Here is a 14,027-nt window from a genome sequence, read left to right as displayed (position 1 = left end):
TGGAACGGCAAGGCCTGCCCTTGGTGGGTGTCGACCTTGGTCGACACGGTAGATCCACGCCGTGCGTGGATGAAGGTGACCGACGTGATGGCGAGGCTGGCGTTTAGAACAACGTGCCCTGCACGGTGGGTTCTTCGCCGCGCGCCGGTTCCTCGGTCACCTCTTCCGCACCCAGCCGCCACGCCAGGCCACCAAGGCGGCTGGCATGTCGTTTCAATGCCGCCTCCAGCACCTCGGCGCTGCCGGCCACCTGCAGGCGCTGGCGGGCGCGGGTCAGGCCGGTGTAGACCAGTTCGCGCGACAGCACGCGGCTGTCCTGCCTCGGCAGCTGCAACCACACTTCATCGAACTCCGAACCCTGCGCCTTGTGCACGGTCATCGCGAACGCGCTCTCGTGTGCGGGCAACGCTGCCGGGTGGAAGGCGCGCGGCTGGTCGGCGGTCTCGCCGGGGAACCAGGCCACCATCGCACCGCTGCCATCGCGCAGGCAGATGCCGATATCGCCGTTGAACAGGCGGTGACGGTAGCTGTTTTCGGTGATCAGCAGCAGCCGGCCCTGGAAGTAGCCCGGGGTGTTGCCAGCCAGCAGCTGTTCAATGCGGCTGTTGAGGCCACGCGCGCCCTGCGGGCCTTCGCGCAGTGCGGTCAACACGCGCAGGCGGCTGGCCTGCTGCAGTGCCTGCGCCGGGTCCACTGCGTCGGCCAGTGCGCGCCAGTGGTCGAGCAGATGCTCGCGCTGGCCACGCAACGGGTCCGCCTCGCCTTCATGGAAACGGACACCAGCCAGCCCGCCACTGCGCAGCAGGCGCAGGGCGGTATTACTGTCACCGCCACGCACGGCCTGCGCCAGCGGCGCCAGGTCCAGCGCATCACTCTGCCGGTAGCCACGCTGCAACTGGACGCGTCGGCCTGCGAACGCGCGCGGCGGTGCCTGCGGCTGCAGCGTCGCCGCTGCCAGCAGTCCATGCAGCGCCTGCGCATCGTCGGCACCGGTGCCGATGCCATCGCCGCTGGCGCGCAGGATGGCACTGAGCACATCACCGGCTTCCACCGACGGCAACTGGTCGGGATCGCCGAGCAGGATCAAGCGGGTGCCGCTGGCAATCGCGTCGACCAGCTTGGCCATCAGCGGCAGGTCGATCATCGAAGCTTCGTCGACCACCACCACGTCCACCGGCAACGGGTTGTCGGCGTGATGGCGGAAGCGCGGTGAATCAGGAATCACCCCGAGCAGGCGATGCAGGGTGGTGCCTGTGCTGGGCAGCGCGGTGCACAGCGCCGGCTCCAGCCCCTGCTCCTGCAGCCGCTGGACGGCCAGGCGCAGGCTTTCGGCCATGCGCTCGGCGGCGCGGCCGGTGGGTGCAGCCAACGCCACCTTCGGCACAGGCAGGCCCTGCTGCTGCGCCTGTGCCGCCAACAGCAGCAGCAGGCGGGCGATGGTGGTGGTCTTGCCGGTACCGGGACCACCGGTGACCAGGGCCAGCGGGTGGCGCAGGGTTACGCCAGCCGCACGGGCCTGGTGGTCCTCACTCGTCGCGGCGTGCGGAAACAGACGCGCGAACAGGGGCGCCACGGCGGCCATGTCCGGTGCAGGCAGCGGATGACGGCCGATGCGTTGCAGGCCGACAGCCAACTGCCGCTCGTATTCGCGGTAGCGGCGCAGGTACAGCAGACCGTTCTCGAGCACCAGCGGCGCTTCCGCGGCGGCGGCGCTGGCATCCTGCGGGGTCGCCACCCAGGGCGAGGCCTGCAGCTGCGCCAGCCACTGCGCAGGTTCGGGCCATGCCGGAATGCCATCGATCACGCGCTGGGGCTGGCGCGGATCGAAACCAGCGTGCCCCTGCGCCACGGCCAGCGAGGCCAGTGCGGCGGCCAGTGCCACGTCGTCCGGCGTGTCTTCGCGCAGGCGCTTGAGGCTGATGGCCAGGGCGTGGTCCAGGGTGCGCAGCTGGCCACTGCGATGCAGATCGCGCAGCAGGTTCATGCGGTTTCTCCGCGCGCGCGCGCCGCCATCTCGGCCTGGGCTGCTTCGCCGCCCGCAAACAAGGCATCCAGCGCATCCACCAGCTCAGGCGCGAAGCGCTGCACGTGCACGCCATTGCCGGCAATATCCAGACCCCGGCAGAACAGATAGCGGATACCGCCCATGTCGCGCCCGTAGTCGTATGCCGCGCCCAGGCGGAACCGCAGCCAGCGATGCAGGGCCACGGTATAGATCAGCGCCTGCAGGTCGTACTCGCTGTGGCGCATCGCGATCTCCAGCAGGTCCGGGCTGTAACCCGGCAACCGGTTGGATTTGTAGTCCAGCACATACCAGCGGCCATCACGCACGTAGGTCAGATCGATCTTGCCGGTCATCAGGCCTTCCAGCCTTCTGCGCAGGCCGAAACCGCGCCGTGCGCTGGAGATACCGTGCTCGTGCAGCAGCTGCAGCAGCACCGGTACTGCGGTCGGCTCGATGGCGAAGTGGAACTCGATTTCGGCCCGGCGCTCATGCTCGGGCACGCTGCACAGCGCACCGCCTTCGGGCAGCGGTACGGTGAGGGTGTGGCCGACCAGCGGCACCAGCACCGCCACGCCATCGTCCAGATCCTCGTCGGCATAGCCTTCGTCGTGCAGCGAGCGGCGCAGCACGTCGGCCTGTCCCTCCGGTGCCGGTTGCTGCGGCTGCCAGTGCGACCACAGTGCGAAGTCGACGTTCTCCAGCGCATCGTGCAGCACATTGCCGAAGCGGCTGCCCATGAAGCGCGGATCCGGCGGTACTGTGTCTTCTGCGGCAGCGTCCGGCAACGCCGGCTCCAGCGGCAGCTCGGCACCGGCAGGTTCGTCGGCAGCCGGTGCCGGCAGTTCGGTGGCCGCCGCTTCGATATCGTCGCCGTTGCCAGCGTCGGCATGCGCCAGCTGGGTGAAGCTGTAGACCCACCAGTCATGTGGCACCCGTCGGGTCAAGGCACGCACCGCAGGCAGCTCACCTTCGGTTTCGGCCAGCAGTTGCGGCAGGCGGCCCGGCGGCGCACTGTCATCCAGGTCCACGTCCGCGTGCGCTCGCAGCGCCTGCAGGTCGCCCAGCAACGGCGCCAGGCGGGTCTTCGCATGGCCTGCCAGATCGCCGGTGGCGATCCACAAGGCATGCTCGGCGCGGGTCAGGCCCACGTACAGCAGGCGCGCGTCTTCTGCACGCTGTTCGCGCTCGCGCTGGCTGCTGGCCGCGTCCCAGGCATCGTCCCTGTCCAGCTTCCAATGCAGCTGGCGCTCACCCTGCAGGTGCACGGTGCAGTGCGTGGCGGTGTTTGGCGCGCCGCCATCGATGCCCACGAACGGCAGGAACACCAGCGGGTATTCCAGGCCCTTGCTCTTGTGCAGGGTGATGATCTGCACCCGTCGCGCGTCGGACTCCAGCCGCAGCAGCTGCTGCTCGTCATCCTGGTCGGCGTTGGCCATCTGCCCCTGCAGCCAGTCCAGCAGGCCGTGCATGCCCAGTGCCTGTGCGGAGGCTTCCTGCAGCAGTTCGCCCAGCTGCAGGTAATTGGTCAGGCGCCGCTCGCCATCGATCAGCGCCAGCAGGCGCTCGCCTTGGGCGGCGCAGACATCGGCCACTACCGCGAACGGGCCGCCACGCTGCCAACGCTCGCGCCAGTGCAGCAGCTGTGCCTGGAACCCGCGCTGCAGGTCCCCCTCACGCTCCATGCTGGCAATCGCGCTTGCGCGCTGCCCCAGCAGCACCGTTGCCAATGCAGTACGCAATCGCCCTTCGTCGGCCGGTTGCAGCAACGCCAGCAGCAACGCACGCAGGTCACGGGCCTCGCTGGTGGCAAACAGACTCTGCTTGCCGGCCGCCACCGCGGGAATGCCGACTGCGGCCAGCGCACGCTGTACCAGCGTGGCTTCGCGATGCGAGCGCACCAGCACGGCGATATCGCCGGGTTGCACCGGGCGCCCACGCAGCAGCGCGGTGCCGGCACGCGCCTCCAGCAGGATCTGGTGGATCGCTGCCACGCAGGCCTGGGTTGCCGCGTCGCGCGACGCATCGGCGCCAAGGGCCTTTTCACCGTCGCTGCGCAGCAGGCGCAGGGTCAGCGCTGGTGCGGCCCGGCCATCGCGCAGGTAGTCCTCATCGACACGCACGCCACCGGGCCGCACCGGCTCGAACCGGATGTCGCGTTCGAGGAAGGCATCTTCGCCAGCGTTGTCGTACAGCGCCTGCAGCGCGCGCAGCACGGCCGGGCGCGAACGGAAGTTCTGGTCCAGCGCCGGTGCCTGCTCGGCCACCTGCTTGGCTTTCAGGTAGGTATGGATGTCGCCGCCGCGGAAGCCATAGATGGCCTGTTTGGGGTCACCGATCAGGAACAGCGCCGGCTGCAGCCCCAGCTCGTCCACCTCCGGCGAGGCACCGAACACGGTATGGAAGATGCCCCACTGACGGTCATCGGTATCCTGGAATTCATCGACCAGGGCGATGCGGTACTGCGCCCGCAGCTGCTTGACCAGGGCCAGCCGCTGCGGGCCTTCCAGCGCGCGGGCGACGCCGTCGATCAGATCGTCGTAGGTCTGCACGCGGCGCACGCGCTTCAGCGCCGACAGGCGCTGGGTGGCTTCCTCGCGCAGGGCGTGCAGGAAGTTCAGTGCCGTGGCACGCAGCCATTGTTCGCGCTGGGCCAGCAGTGCCACGTAGCGCTCAAGCGGTGCCTGCAGCGGCGAGGACGGTGTGCGGTCGGCGAACTTCTTGTTGGTCTTGGCCAACAGCGCGTCGGGCAGCAGCGCCGGCAAGCGGTCGCTGGACAGCAGTTCGGCTGCGTCGCCGCGCTCGGCCCAGCCCAACAGCTGCCGGCCCAGCGCGTGCAACCAGCCCAGCTTGTAGGAAACGCCGTTGATCCACTTGTTGTCGACCGCCTCGCACAGGTCCAGGAAGAAGCGCTCACCGTGCTCGCGCACGGCCATCGACAGTTCCGCCGCCGCGCCCAGCAGCGCCGGGCGCGGATCGTCCACGGCCAGCGGCTGCAGTGGCGGGTGCAGCGGTGGCGATGCCAGCAGCGCGCGCAGGTCAGCCGCCAGCGCCTCCGGGTGGGACCACAACCAGGTCAGCGGTTCCAGCGTTGCCGGGTCGTTGGCATGCACACGCCAGAGATCGGCCGCCAGCTCTTCCAGCAGCTCACGATCGCTGGCCAACAGCTCGGGCGGGTCGAAGGTATGCCCGCTTTCGAGCGCATGTTCGCGCAGCACGCGGGTGCAGAAGCCGTGGATGGTGAAGATCGCAGCCAGGTCGATCTCGTCGGCGGCTACCTGCAGGCGCCGCTTCAACGCTTTTGCGGTTTCCGTGCCATCCTGCAGATGACGTTGCAGCACCTGCCGGGTCAGCAGCGCATCGGGGGTTTCATCGTCGCCGGGCGGCAGATCGACCAGGCGCGCAGCCAGGGCCAGGCGCTCGCGGATGCGCTTGCGCAGTTCCTGGGTGGCGGCGTCAGTGAAGGTCACCGCCAGGATCTGGCCGATGCGCAGGCCCTGCTCGACCACCAGACGGGTGAACAGCGTGGCCAGGGTAAAGGTCTTGCCGGTGCCGGCGCTGGCTTCGATCAGTCGCGTGCCGTGCAGGGGCAACGCCAGGTAAGGGTCGGGGTAATGCGTGTTGATGGAAGCGTCCTCGGCACCGCTGCTCATGCGTGGCCCGCCTGTGGATCATTGCCGAAGCTGCGCCCTTCGCGCACGGCGCTGAAGACCACCTGGCTGTTGCGCAGCAGGTCGGCGTAACTGGCGTCGTCGGCGAACGGGTCGGCGCCACGCAGCAGCAGCTGCCAGGCATCACTGTTGGCTTCACCCCAGCTGCGGTCGCTGCCATGCCATTGTTTCCAGCCTTCGCTGCGCTGCTTTTCCACCGGCGCGTTGAACAGAACCCAGCCGGTGTAGGGCGCGAACCGCAGTGGTTCGCGCAGGCCACGCTGGCGCAGCTGCAGCAGCGCGCGCAATGCCCCGCGTGCTGCGGGCTCGGTCAGGGCAGGCAATGCATGCGGACCGGGGCCGGCATCACCGCCGTCGTAGAACTGCACCAGCGGCAAGGCATCGCCGGCGGCGTTGGCCAGCAGCCAGTCCAGCCCCTGGCGGATCACCGCGTTGCCATTGAGGGCGCCGGCGCGCAGGCGCACCAGGCCCTCGGGATGGCGATCACCGACCCGGCCATGCAGGCGCACGCCGTCGATCTCCACTTCATAGCGGCGGCTCTCCAGCGGCGTGCCCTGCAACCAGCCCAGCATGGCCGTGGCGTACGGGCGGGTCTTGAGCCGCTCCACTTCAAACTGGCGTTCGCCGAGGATGCCCGACGGCAACAGCCCGCGTGCGCGCAGCCGCGGGTACAGCGGCTCGCTGTCGCCGGCCAGCGTGGCCTGCACCACGGCCAGCTGCACACTGCGCTTCTCCGGCCCGCGCGAGGACAGCACCAGCGGCTCCAGGTCGTCGACGTCCTCGACGTCGTCGGCCAGGCGCAGGCCCAGCGACTGTGCGAGGAACTGCCCGGCCGGATCACACAGGAAACGCCGCAGGCTCTCCAGCGAGACCTCTTCTTCCACCGCGTCGTCCATCGGCGGCGGCAGTGCGGCGTCGAACCACGGCAGCAGGCCGCCGCGCTGCCCGCCCAGTCGACCGGCGGCCGGGTGCCACTGCCGGCGGTAGCTGAAGCGGCGTGGATCGCCGTCACCGAAGGCGGCCGGCGAGAACGGCTGCAGCGCGTGGCGCACGGTGAAGTCCCGCGTGGCGGTCGACGGATCGAGGTGATAGGCCGCGGCGGCATCGATCAGTTCGCTGACCAGCACCGAGGGTTCGCGCACGCTGCCATCGCGCGGGTCCGCGCCGAGATAGCTGAGGTAGAACACGTCCTGCGCAGCAGCAAACAGCTGCAGGAACAGGAAACGATCGTCTTCGCGGGTGGAGCGGTCGCCGGGACGGCGGCGCGGCGTATCCAGCTCGGCGGTTAGCTGGTTGAGGCCAGCGGCCGGGTCGCGACGCGGGAAATCACCATCGTTGAGGCCAAGCACGCAGATCACCCGGAACGGCAGCAGGCGCATCGGCACCATGCGCCCGAAGCTGATGCCACCGGTCAGCAGCGGCGCGCGCGTATCGGCCTCGGCAAGCGCACCGGCGAAGTGCGCACGCACCACCTCCGGCGGCACGCCATCGACGAACCCGGCCTTGTGCGCATCCTCGGCGAACTGGTTGAGCAGCTTGCGCAGGCGCTCCAGCGCGCGCTGGCTGTTGGGCGAGCTGGGTGGTGTCGGCAGCAGGGCATCGAGCAGCGACAGCAGGCGCTGCCGCCACTGTGCCGGGGTCAACAACTCGCCCAGCCGGCGCTGGTAGACGGCCAGCACGCGCAGCAGGCGCAGCAGCCGGTCCAGCGCATCCAGCGCCCCGCCTTCCAGTTCGATCCACGGCGCCACCCCGGCCAGGTCCACCTCGCTGCCGGTGGCGTGGCCCAGCAGCAGGCGGTCCAGCGCGAACTGCCAGGTGTAGGCGTCATCGCTGGGGGCCTGCAGCTGGTCGCGATGCTGGGCATCCAGGCCCCAGCGTGCGCCTGCCTGCTGCAGCCAGCCATGCAGTCGGTCGAAGTCCACCGCTTCCAGGCCGGCGGCCTCGGCCAGCGGGGCACTGGCCAGCAGATCCAGTACCTCGTTCAGGCCGAAGCGCGAAATCGGCAGGCCAAGCAGGTGCACGAACACATCGGCCAGCGGCTCGCCGGCCAATGGACTGCTGTCGGCCAGCGCGTAGGGAATGTGTTCGTCCTCGCCCCCCCGTCCGCCGAACACCGCTTCCAGATAGGGCACATACGGATCGATGTCCGGCGCCAGCACGGCGATCTCGCGCGCCTGCAACGGTGGGTCGAAGCGCGGGTCCTGCAGCAGGCTGCGCAGCTGGTCGTGCAGCACCTGCAGCTCGCGCAGGCGGGTGTGGCAGGCGTGCACCTGCAGGCTCGGGTCGTCGCTGCGCAGGCCATCGCGCAGTTCACCGGAAGGCAAGGAACGACGGTGGAACAGGTCGCGCTGCAGACGATGCAGCAGGCTGTCGGACAGCCCGCCCTGGTCCATCGTCGGCCGCGTGTCTTGCTCGGGGTCGGAATAGGCCGCGATCTCGCCGGCCGGATGCACCACTTCATAGCTGCCCAGCACCGCCATGAAATCGCGGCCGGCCGCACCCCACGCTTCCAGCAGGCGGTTCTCGCCGGCGGCCTCGCCGAACGGGTCCGGCGCACCGCTGCGCAGGCGCTCTGCCAAGGTCTGCAGGTCGCCCCAGTAGGACTGCACCGGCGTGGGCAGATAGAAATGCAGTTCGCCCACCCGCGACTGGGTGGCCATCACCCGCAGTACGTCGGGCGAGATGTTGAGGGTGGCGAACGCCGACATCCGCGCCGGCAGGCCCTGCGGCAGCGGTTGGCCGGCGCCCTCGAAGCGGTCCAGGTACGCCTGGATGCGGCGCGCGCGGTAACCATGGCCGGCGGCGATGCTGCGCCACAGGATGGCCTGCGGATCGGCCGCGTCGGCGCCGGCTTCCCAGCGCAGCAGCCAGTCGCGGCGCCAGGCCTGGTACTTCTCGAACACCGAGGCCAGTTCGCCGGCCAGGGCCCAGGGTTTGAGCGCGTCGCCCCCGGCAAGATAGGACTGCAGCGCGCGCATCGGTGGCTGTGCCAGCAGCTGCGGATCGCGCAGGGCCTGGTACAGGCGCCAGCGCAGGGCGGCCGCGTCCAGGTCGTCGGCTTCGCCCTCGACATTGGCGTTCAAGGCACGGGCGACGAACTCACCGGGGGTCAGGAATTCCAGGTTGGCGGCCACGCCATACTCGGCAGCCAGTGTCGCCTGCAGCCAGCGCCGCATCGCCACCTGCGGGATCAGCACCACCTCCGGCGCCAGCAGCGGCTGTCCCGGCACCGGCACACGCACGTTGCGCGCCAGCAGGGCAGCCAGCACGTCCAGCGAATTGGAATGGTAGAGGCGGAAGTCGCTGCCCGGGTCACTCATCGTGCACAGTGTGCAGCACACCCGCCCGTATTCAATCCCGGGGTACGGTGATCGCGACGGATTGTTCCGGTCGTTTTCGGAATTGTCCCGGTCTGGCGACGGTCCGACCGTGCAACAATACTGCACCGTCCAGTCTGCTTATGTTCAGCAGTCTGACCCGATGCTTCAATGTCGAAAAAACGTTAAGGGTGCCCATGTCGGCTTCCACTCCCAGTCTGGTGCAGTTGTCCAACGTCCGCATCGACCGGAGCGGGCGCACGATCCTGCGCGACGTTTCGCTGCAGGTGCCCAAGGGCAGCATCACCGCGGTGCTCGGTCCGTCCGGCAGCGGCAAGTCGACCCTGCTGGCGGCGCTGACCGGCGAACTGCGTCCGGTTGCAGGCGACGTCACCCTGTTCGGCAAACCCATCCCGCAGCGTACCGCCGAGCTTCTGGAGATGCGCAAGAGCGTCGGCGTACTGCTGCAGGGCAATGGCCTGCTGACCGACCTGACCGTGGCCGAGAACGTCGCCCTGCCGCTGCGCACCCACACCCGCCTGCCGGCACCGGTGCTGCGCCGGCTGGTGCAGATGAAGCTGCATTCGGTCGGCCTGCTGGCCGCCGCCGATGCCTGGCCGCGTGAGCTGTCCGGTGGCATGGCCCGGCGCGTGGCACTGGCCCGCGCGTTGGCCCTGGACCCGCCGCTGATGATCTACGACGAGCCGCTGACCGGGCTGGACCCGATCGCCTCGGGGGTGATCATGAGCCTGATCCAGCGCCTCAACCACAGCCTGGGCCTGACCAGCATCATCGTCAGCCACCACGTGCACGAGACCCTGCCGATCTGCGACCAGGTAATCGCGATCGCCAATGGCGGCATCGTGTTCCAGGGCACGCCGGAGGCGCTGCAGTCCAGCCAGGACCCGCTGCTGCAGCAGTTCCTGCATGGCCAGCCCGATGGTCCCATCCCGTTTGATGCCGCACCGCGCGCGAGGGTTGCCTGATGCCGTTCGTGCAAGCCACCCGCTCGCTGGGTCGTGCCGGCCTGTTCTCGCTGACCGTGCTGCGCGGTTCGCTGCCGACCCGTGATTTCCTGGCCGAGCTGACCCGCGAGATCTACAAGATCGGTGCGCGCTCGCTGCCGATCATCGCCGTGGGCGGTGCCTTCGTCGGTCTGGTGCTGACCCTGCAGGGCTACCGCACGCTGACCACCTTCGGCGCGGCCGACGCGCTGTCCACCCTGCTCGGCCTGTCGCTGTACCGCGAACTGGCACCGGTGCTGACCGCGTTGTTGTTCATCGGCCGCGCCGGCAGTTCGATCGCCGCCGAGCTGGGCCTGATGCGCGCCACCGACCAGATCAAGGCGCTGGAACTGATGGCCATCGACCCGGTGGCCAAGGCCGTGGCACCGCGCTTCTGGGCGGCGGTACTGACCGTGCCGCTGCTGACCGGCATCTTCTGTTCGCTGGCGATCAGTGCCAGCTACTTCGAAGCCGTGCACGTGCTGGGCCTGGACAACGGCGTGTTCTGGTCGGCGCTGCGTGGCAGCGTGGACTTCTGGGACGACTTCGGCGTGGCGATGCTGAAGTCGGCGATCTTCGGTGGTACCGCGGCCCTGGTGGCCGCCTATGTCGGTTTCCACGCCGAACCGACCATCGAAGGCACGTCCGTCGCCACCACCCGTGCGGTGGTCAACGCCTCGCTGCTGGTGCTGATGTTCAACTTCGTACTGTCGGCAATGTTGTTCACCTAACCCCTCCATCGGCGGTGCGCATCGGCGCGCGGCCACCACGACTGATCAGGTAATCCACATGGCCATCCGCGGTCCCAGACTCGAATTCTCCGTCGGCGCCTTCCTGCTGCTGGCCCTGGCCTCGCTGATGGTGCTGGCCGTCGCCTCGACCAACCAGCGCTGGAGCTGGGGTGGCGAAGGCTATGAACTCAAGGCACGCTTCTCCCAGGTCGGCCAGCTGCGCAAGCAGGCGCCGGTGAAGATCGGTGGTGTCACCGTCGGCCAGGTCGCAGCGATCGATCTGGACCCGGTGAAGTTCGAATCGATCGTGACCCTGCGCATGGACAGCAAGGTCAAGGATCTGCCGGCCGATACCTCGGCGGGCATCTTCACCAGTGGTTTGCTCGGCGAGAGCTATATCGGTCTGCAGCCCGGCGGCGATCCGGACGTGCTCAAGCCCGGCGAAGAGATCGTCTTCACCCAGCCGGCCGTGGACCTGATCCAGCTGGTCGGCAAATACATGTTCAGTGGCGGCGCCGGTGGCGGCGCTGCTCCGAAGCCCAACGATGGCGCGCAGGCGCCTGCAACGGAACCGCAACCATGAAGATGAAACTGATCCCGGCCCTGCTCGCCTCGTCGCTGCTGCTGGCCACTCCGTTCCTGGCCCAGGCACAGGCTGCCGCCCCCGCTGCTGCCGCCCCCCAGGGCCAGGCCGGCAAGGTGGTGATCGACGCCAGCACGCGCATCCTCACCACCCTGCAGCAGCGCCGTGCCGAATTCAGCGGCAACCCGGCCAGCCTGCGCAGCTATATCGACAGCGAGCTCAACCGCACCTTCGACCGCGACTATGCCGCGCGCCTGGTGCTGGGCACGCACGCCCGCGGCGCTGCGGACGCTGACATCAAGCTGTTCGCCAATGCGATGGCCGACAACCTGATGCAGCGCTATGGCTCGACCCTGCTCAACATCCAGGGCAAGCCGAGCTTCCGCCTGAAGGGCGAAAGCCCGCTGCCGGGCAACCGCGGCGTGCGCGTGAGCACCGAGCTGGTGCGTGCCGGCAGCGAGCCGACGCCGGTGGAGTACTGGATGCGCAACGAAGGCGGCCAGTGGAAGATCTTCGACGTGAACATCGAAGGCATCTCCTACGTGCAGACCTTCCGCAACCAGTTCGATGCCCCGCTGCGACAGAAGGGCATCAAGCAGGTGGCCACCGAACTGCGCAGCGGCAGCATGCAGGCTGGGCCGGCCGGCAATGGCAAATAAGGCGCTGGCGCTGCTGGAAGGTGACACCCTGCGCCTGCGCGGGATGCTCGACCGTGCAGCGGTGATCGCGCTGTGGCCGCAACTGCAGGCCCTGCCGGCGCAGCTGTCGCGGCTGGAACTGGCGGAGGTCGAGCGCGTGGACAGCGCCGGCCTGGCGTTGTTGGCCGAGCTGGCCGCACGCGCGCGCCAGGGCGGCCATCCGCTGACAATCTCCGGCGCCCCCGCCGGCTACAACGAGCTGAGCGCGGCCTACCGGCTGTCGCCCGACCTGGACTTCAACGCTACTTCTGCTGCGAGCTGACATGAACGTCGTGCGCGTTTTCCCTCTGATCCTCCTGGCCGCCGCGCTCAGCGCCTGTGCCGGCAAGCCGGCGCGCAGCGACGCGCCAACCGCCGACACCGTGGTGCCGGCGACGAACACCACCACGGTCGACAACACTGCTGGTGCGGATGCGCCTGCTGCGAGCGTCGCAGCCGACGCCCCCGTACCTGCTGCGGCCGCGCCGGCACCGGCTACCGCCTCGCAGGGTACAACCGGCAGTGAGGCCACCGCCGCCGCACCGGGCGGCGATGACGACTTCGACGCGCTGTACGGCGCCAATGGCAGCACCACCAGCACTACCGCCTACGACCCGTGGGAACCGTTCAACCGCAAGGTGCACGGGTTCAACAACGCGGTCGACCGCGGTATCGCTCGCCCGCTGGCAACCGCCTATACCCACGTGGTGCCGCGCTTTGCCCGTACCGGCGTGAGCAACTTCTTCAGCAACCTGCGTGCGCCGCTGACCATCACCAACCAGCTGCTGCAGGGCCGCCCGGCCGACGCCTGGGACAGCCTGGGCCGGTTCCTGATGAACAGCACGCTGGGCATCGGTGGCCTGTTCGACCCGGCCAGCAAGGCGATGGTGCCGCGACGCAACGAGGACTTCGGGCAGACCCTGGGAGCCTGGGGTTGGCGTCGTTCGCGCTACGTGGAACTGCCGTTCTTCGGCCCGCGTACCGTGCGTGATGTGTTCGGCCTGGCCGGTGATATCCCGCTGTCGCCGATCCGCCGCATCGAAAGCGACAAGTACCGCATCGGTCTGCAGGGCCTGCAGCTGGTCGATACCCGCGCGCAGCTGCTGGCGATCGACGACCTGCGCGATACCGCGGTGGACGAATACGCCCTGGTCCGCGATGCCTGGATGCAGCGCCGCAACTACCAGATCGAGAACGACCTGCGTGGCAAGCGCGAGCGTGGCAGCGACGATGCGAACTCGCCGATCCCGGTCGATGCGATGCCGATGCCGCAGTGGACCAATTGACCGCTGCCGGCAACGCATGAAAAAACCCCGCCTCGGCGGGGTTTTTTGTTTTACCGGCAGGTGCCAACCTTGGTTGGCACGTCGTCTTCAGGCCGCCAGCGCCGCCTCGACCGCTTCGCGCAGGCGCGCGTCATCGGCGGCAACGTCCGGGGCAAAGCGGGCGATGACCTTGCCATCGCGGCCAACCAGGAACTTCTCGAAGTTCCACAGCACCGCCGGTGCCGGGTGGATCGGAATCTCCTTGCTGGCCAGGCGCTCGCGCAGCGGGCCTTCACCGATCGCCTGCGGCTGCGCGGCGGTCAGCTGCTGGTACAGCGGGTGGGTGTCTTCACCGGCCACGCTGATCTTGGCGAACATCGGGAAGCTCACATCGTAGGTCAGCTGGCAGAACTGCTGGATCTCCGCCTCGCTGCCCGGCTCCTGGCCGAGGAAGTTGTTGGCCGGGAAGCCCAGTACTTCCAGCCCCTGCGCGTGCTTTTCCGCATACAGCGCCTGCAGGCCTTCGTACTGCGGGGTCAGCCCGCACTTGGACGCCACGTTGACCAGCAGCAGCACCTTGCCCTGGTAGTCGGCAAGAGAGGACGGCTGGCCGTCGATGGTGGTGAGGGAAATATCCTGGATCGAGGTGCTCACGCGGGGCTCCGGCTACAACGGGGAAAGGCCCACCAGCATACCGCCGACGTCACTGGTAGTGCCGGCCGCTGGAGTCGCTCTTGCTGCTGCAGGACTTGCCGGCGTCGGCATTGGGAATCACGC

General features: G+C 68.8%; 9 protein-coding genes and 1 pseudogene. 6 read left to right on the top strand and 4 right to left on the bottom strand.

The window, feature by feature from the left end; translation table 11 throughout:
- Positions 1-103: 103 nt before the first annotated feature.
- The 3 genes from recD to recC are packed head-to-tail and all read right to left on the bottom strand — an operon-like array spanning position 104 to position 8,993.
- The gene (gene recD / locus TEP_RS00130) at positions 104-1,984 is read right to left on the bottom strand and encodes an exodeoxyribonuclease V subunit alpha (protein ID WP_132823551.1); all 1,881 of its coding nucleotides are present in this window, start codon (positions 1,982-1,984) and stop codon (positions 104-106) included.
- The gene (gene recB / locus TEP_RS00125; protein WP_132823549.1) at positions 1,981-5,655 is read right to left on the bottom strand and encodes an exodeoxyribonuclease V subunit beta; all 3,675 of its coding nucleotides are present in this window, start codon (positions 5,653-5,655) and stop codon (positions 1,981-1,983) included. Before recB ends, recD begins: the two co-directional genes overlap by 4 nt.
- Positions 5,652-8,993: an exodeoxyribonuclease V subunit gamma gene (gene recC, locus TEP_RS00120; RefSeq protein WP_132823547.1), complete on the bottom strand. Its 3,342-nt coding sequence runs from the start codon at positions 8,991-8,993 to the stop codon at positions 5,652-5,654. Before recC ends, recB begins: the two co-directional genes overlap by 4 nt.
- Before the next feature lie 194 nt (positions 8,994-9,187).
- Between recC and TEP_RS00115 the strand changes: the two genes are divergently transcribed.
- The 6 genes and pseudogenes from TEP_RS00115 to TEP_RS00090 all read left to right on the top strand — a co-directional run bounded on the left by TEP_RS00115 (position 9,188) and on the right by TEP_RS00090 (position 13,271).
- A complete protein-coding gene (locus TEP_RS00115; RefSeq protein WP_080150186.1) occupies positions 9,188-9,976 on the top strand; it encodes an ATP-binding cassette domain-containing protein in 789 nt (262 codons plus the stop codon).
- Positions 9,976-10,725, top strand: coding sequence for an MlaE family lipid ABC transporter permease subunit (locus tag TEP_RS00110; RefSeq protein ID WP_006404088.1), 750 nt, complete (start codon positions 9,976-9,978; stop codon positions 10,723-10,725). Before TEP_RS00115 ends, TEP_RS00110 begins: the two co-directional genes overlap by 1 nt.
- Positions 10,726-10,783: 58 nt before the next feature.
- Positions 10,784-11,248 (top strand): annotated as a pseudogene (gene mlaD / locus TEP_RS00105) (outer membrane lipid asymmetry maintenance protein MlaD); the annotation flags it as partial.
- Between the two features lie 56 nt (positions 11,249-11,304).
- Positions 11,305-11,967 carry an ABC transporter substrate-binding protein gene (locus tag TEP_RS00100; RefSeq protein ID WP_025875629.1) on the top strand — a complete coding sequence of 221 codons (663 nt, stop codon included), beginning with the start codon at positions 11,305-11,307 and terminating at the stop codon, positions 11,965-11,967.
- Entirely contained in the window at positions 11,957-12,268 is a 312-nt protein-coding gene (locus TEP_RS00095) for an STAS domain-containing protein (protein ID WP_132823545.1), read from the top strand. Before TEP_RS00100 ends, TEP_RS00095 begins: the two co-directional genes overlap by 11 nt.
- A gap of 1 nt (position 12,269) precedes the next feature.
- A complete protein-coding gene (locus TEP_RS00090; protein ID WP_132823543.1) occupies positions 12,270-13,271 on the top strand; it encodes a VacJ family lipoprotein in 1,002 nt (333 codons plus the stop codon).
- An 87-nt stretch (positions 13,272-13,358) separates the two neighbouring features.
- Here TEP_RS00090 and TEP_RS00085 read toward each other — a convergent pair whose 3' ends face one another.
- Positions 13,359-13,904, bottom strand: a complete 546-nt coding sequence (locus TEP_RS00085) for a glutathione peroxidase (protein ID WP_025875625.1) — start codon at positions 13,902-13,904, stop codon at positions 13,359-13,361.
- Between the last annotated feature and the right edge of the window lie 123 nt (positions 13,905-14,027).

The sequence above is a fragment of the Stenotrophomonas sp. TEPEL genome, from assembly GCF_004348785.1.
Classification (GTDB): Bacteria; Pseudomonadota; Gammaproteobacteria; order Xanthomonadales; family Xanthomonadaceae; genus Stenotrophomonas; species Stenotrophomonas indicatrix.
This window is presented reverse-complemented; position numbering and strand designations above follow the sequence as displayed.

What these genes read in the sequence shown, in the direction of transcription:
- recD (WP_132823551.1), bottom strand. Translation starts at nt 1,984, where the DNA reads ATGAACCTGCTGCGCGATCTGCATCGCAGTGGCCAGCTGCGCACCCTG.
- recB (WP_132823549.1), bottom strand. Translation starts at nt 5,655, where the DNA reads ATGAGCAGCGGTGCCGAGGACGCTTCCATCAACACGCATTACCCCGAC.
- recC (WP_132823547.1), bottom strand. Translation starts at nt 8,993, where the DNA reads ATGAGTGACCCGGGCAGCGACTTCCGCCTCTACCATTCCAATTCGCTG.
- TEP_RS00115 (WP_080150186.1), top strand. Translation starts at nt 9,188, where the DNA reads ATGTCGGCTTCCACTCCCAGTCTGGTGCAGTTGTCCAACGTCCGCATC.
- TEP_RS00110 (WP_006404088.1), top strand. Translation starts at nt 9,976, where the DNA reads ATGCCGTTCGTGCAAGCCACCCGCTCGCTGGGTCGTGCCGGCCTGTTC.
- TEP_RS00100 (WP_025875629.1), top strand. Translation starts at nt 11,305, where the DNA reads ATGAAGATGAAACTGATCCCGGCCCTGCTCGCCTCGTCGCTGCTGCTG.
- TEP_RS00095 (WP_132823545.1), top strand. Translation starts at nt 11,957, where the DNA reads ATGGCAAATAAGGCGCTGGCGCTGCTGGAAGGTGACACCCTGCGCCTG.
- TEP_RS00090 (WP_132823543.1), top strand. Translation starts at nt 12,270, where the DNA reads ATGAACGTCGTGCGCGTTTTCCCTCTGATCCTCCTGGCCGCCGCGCTC.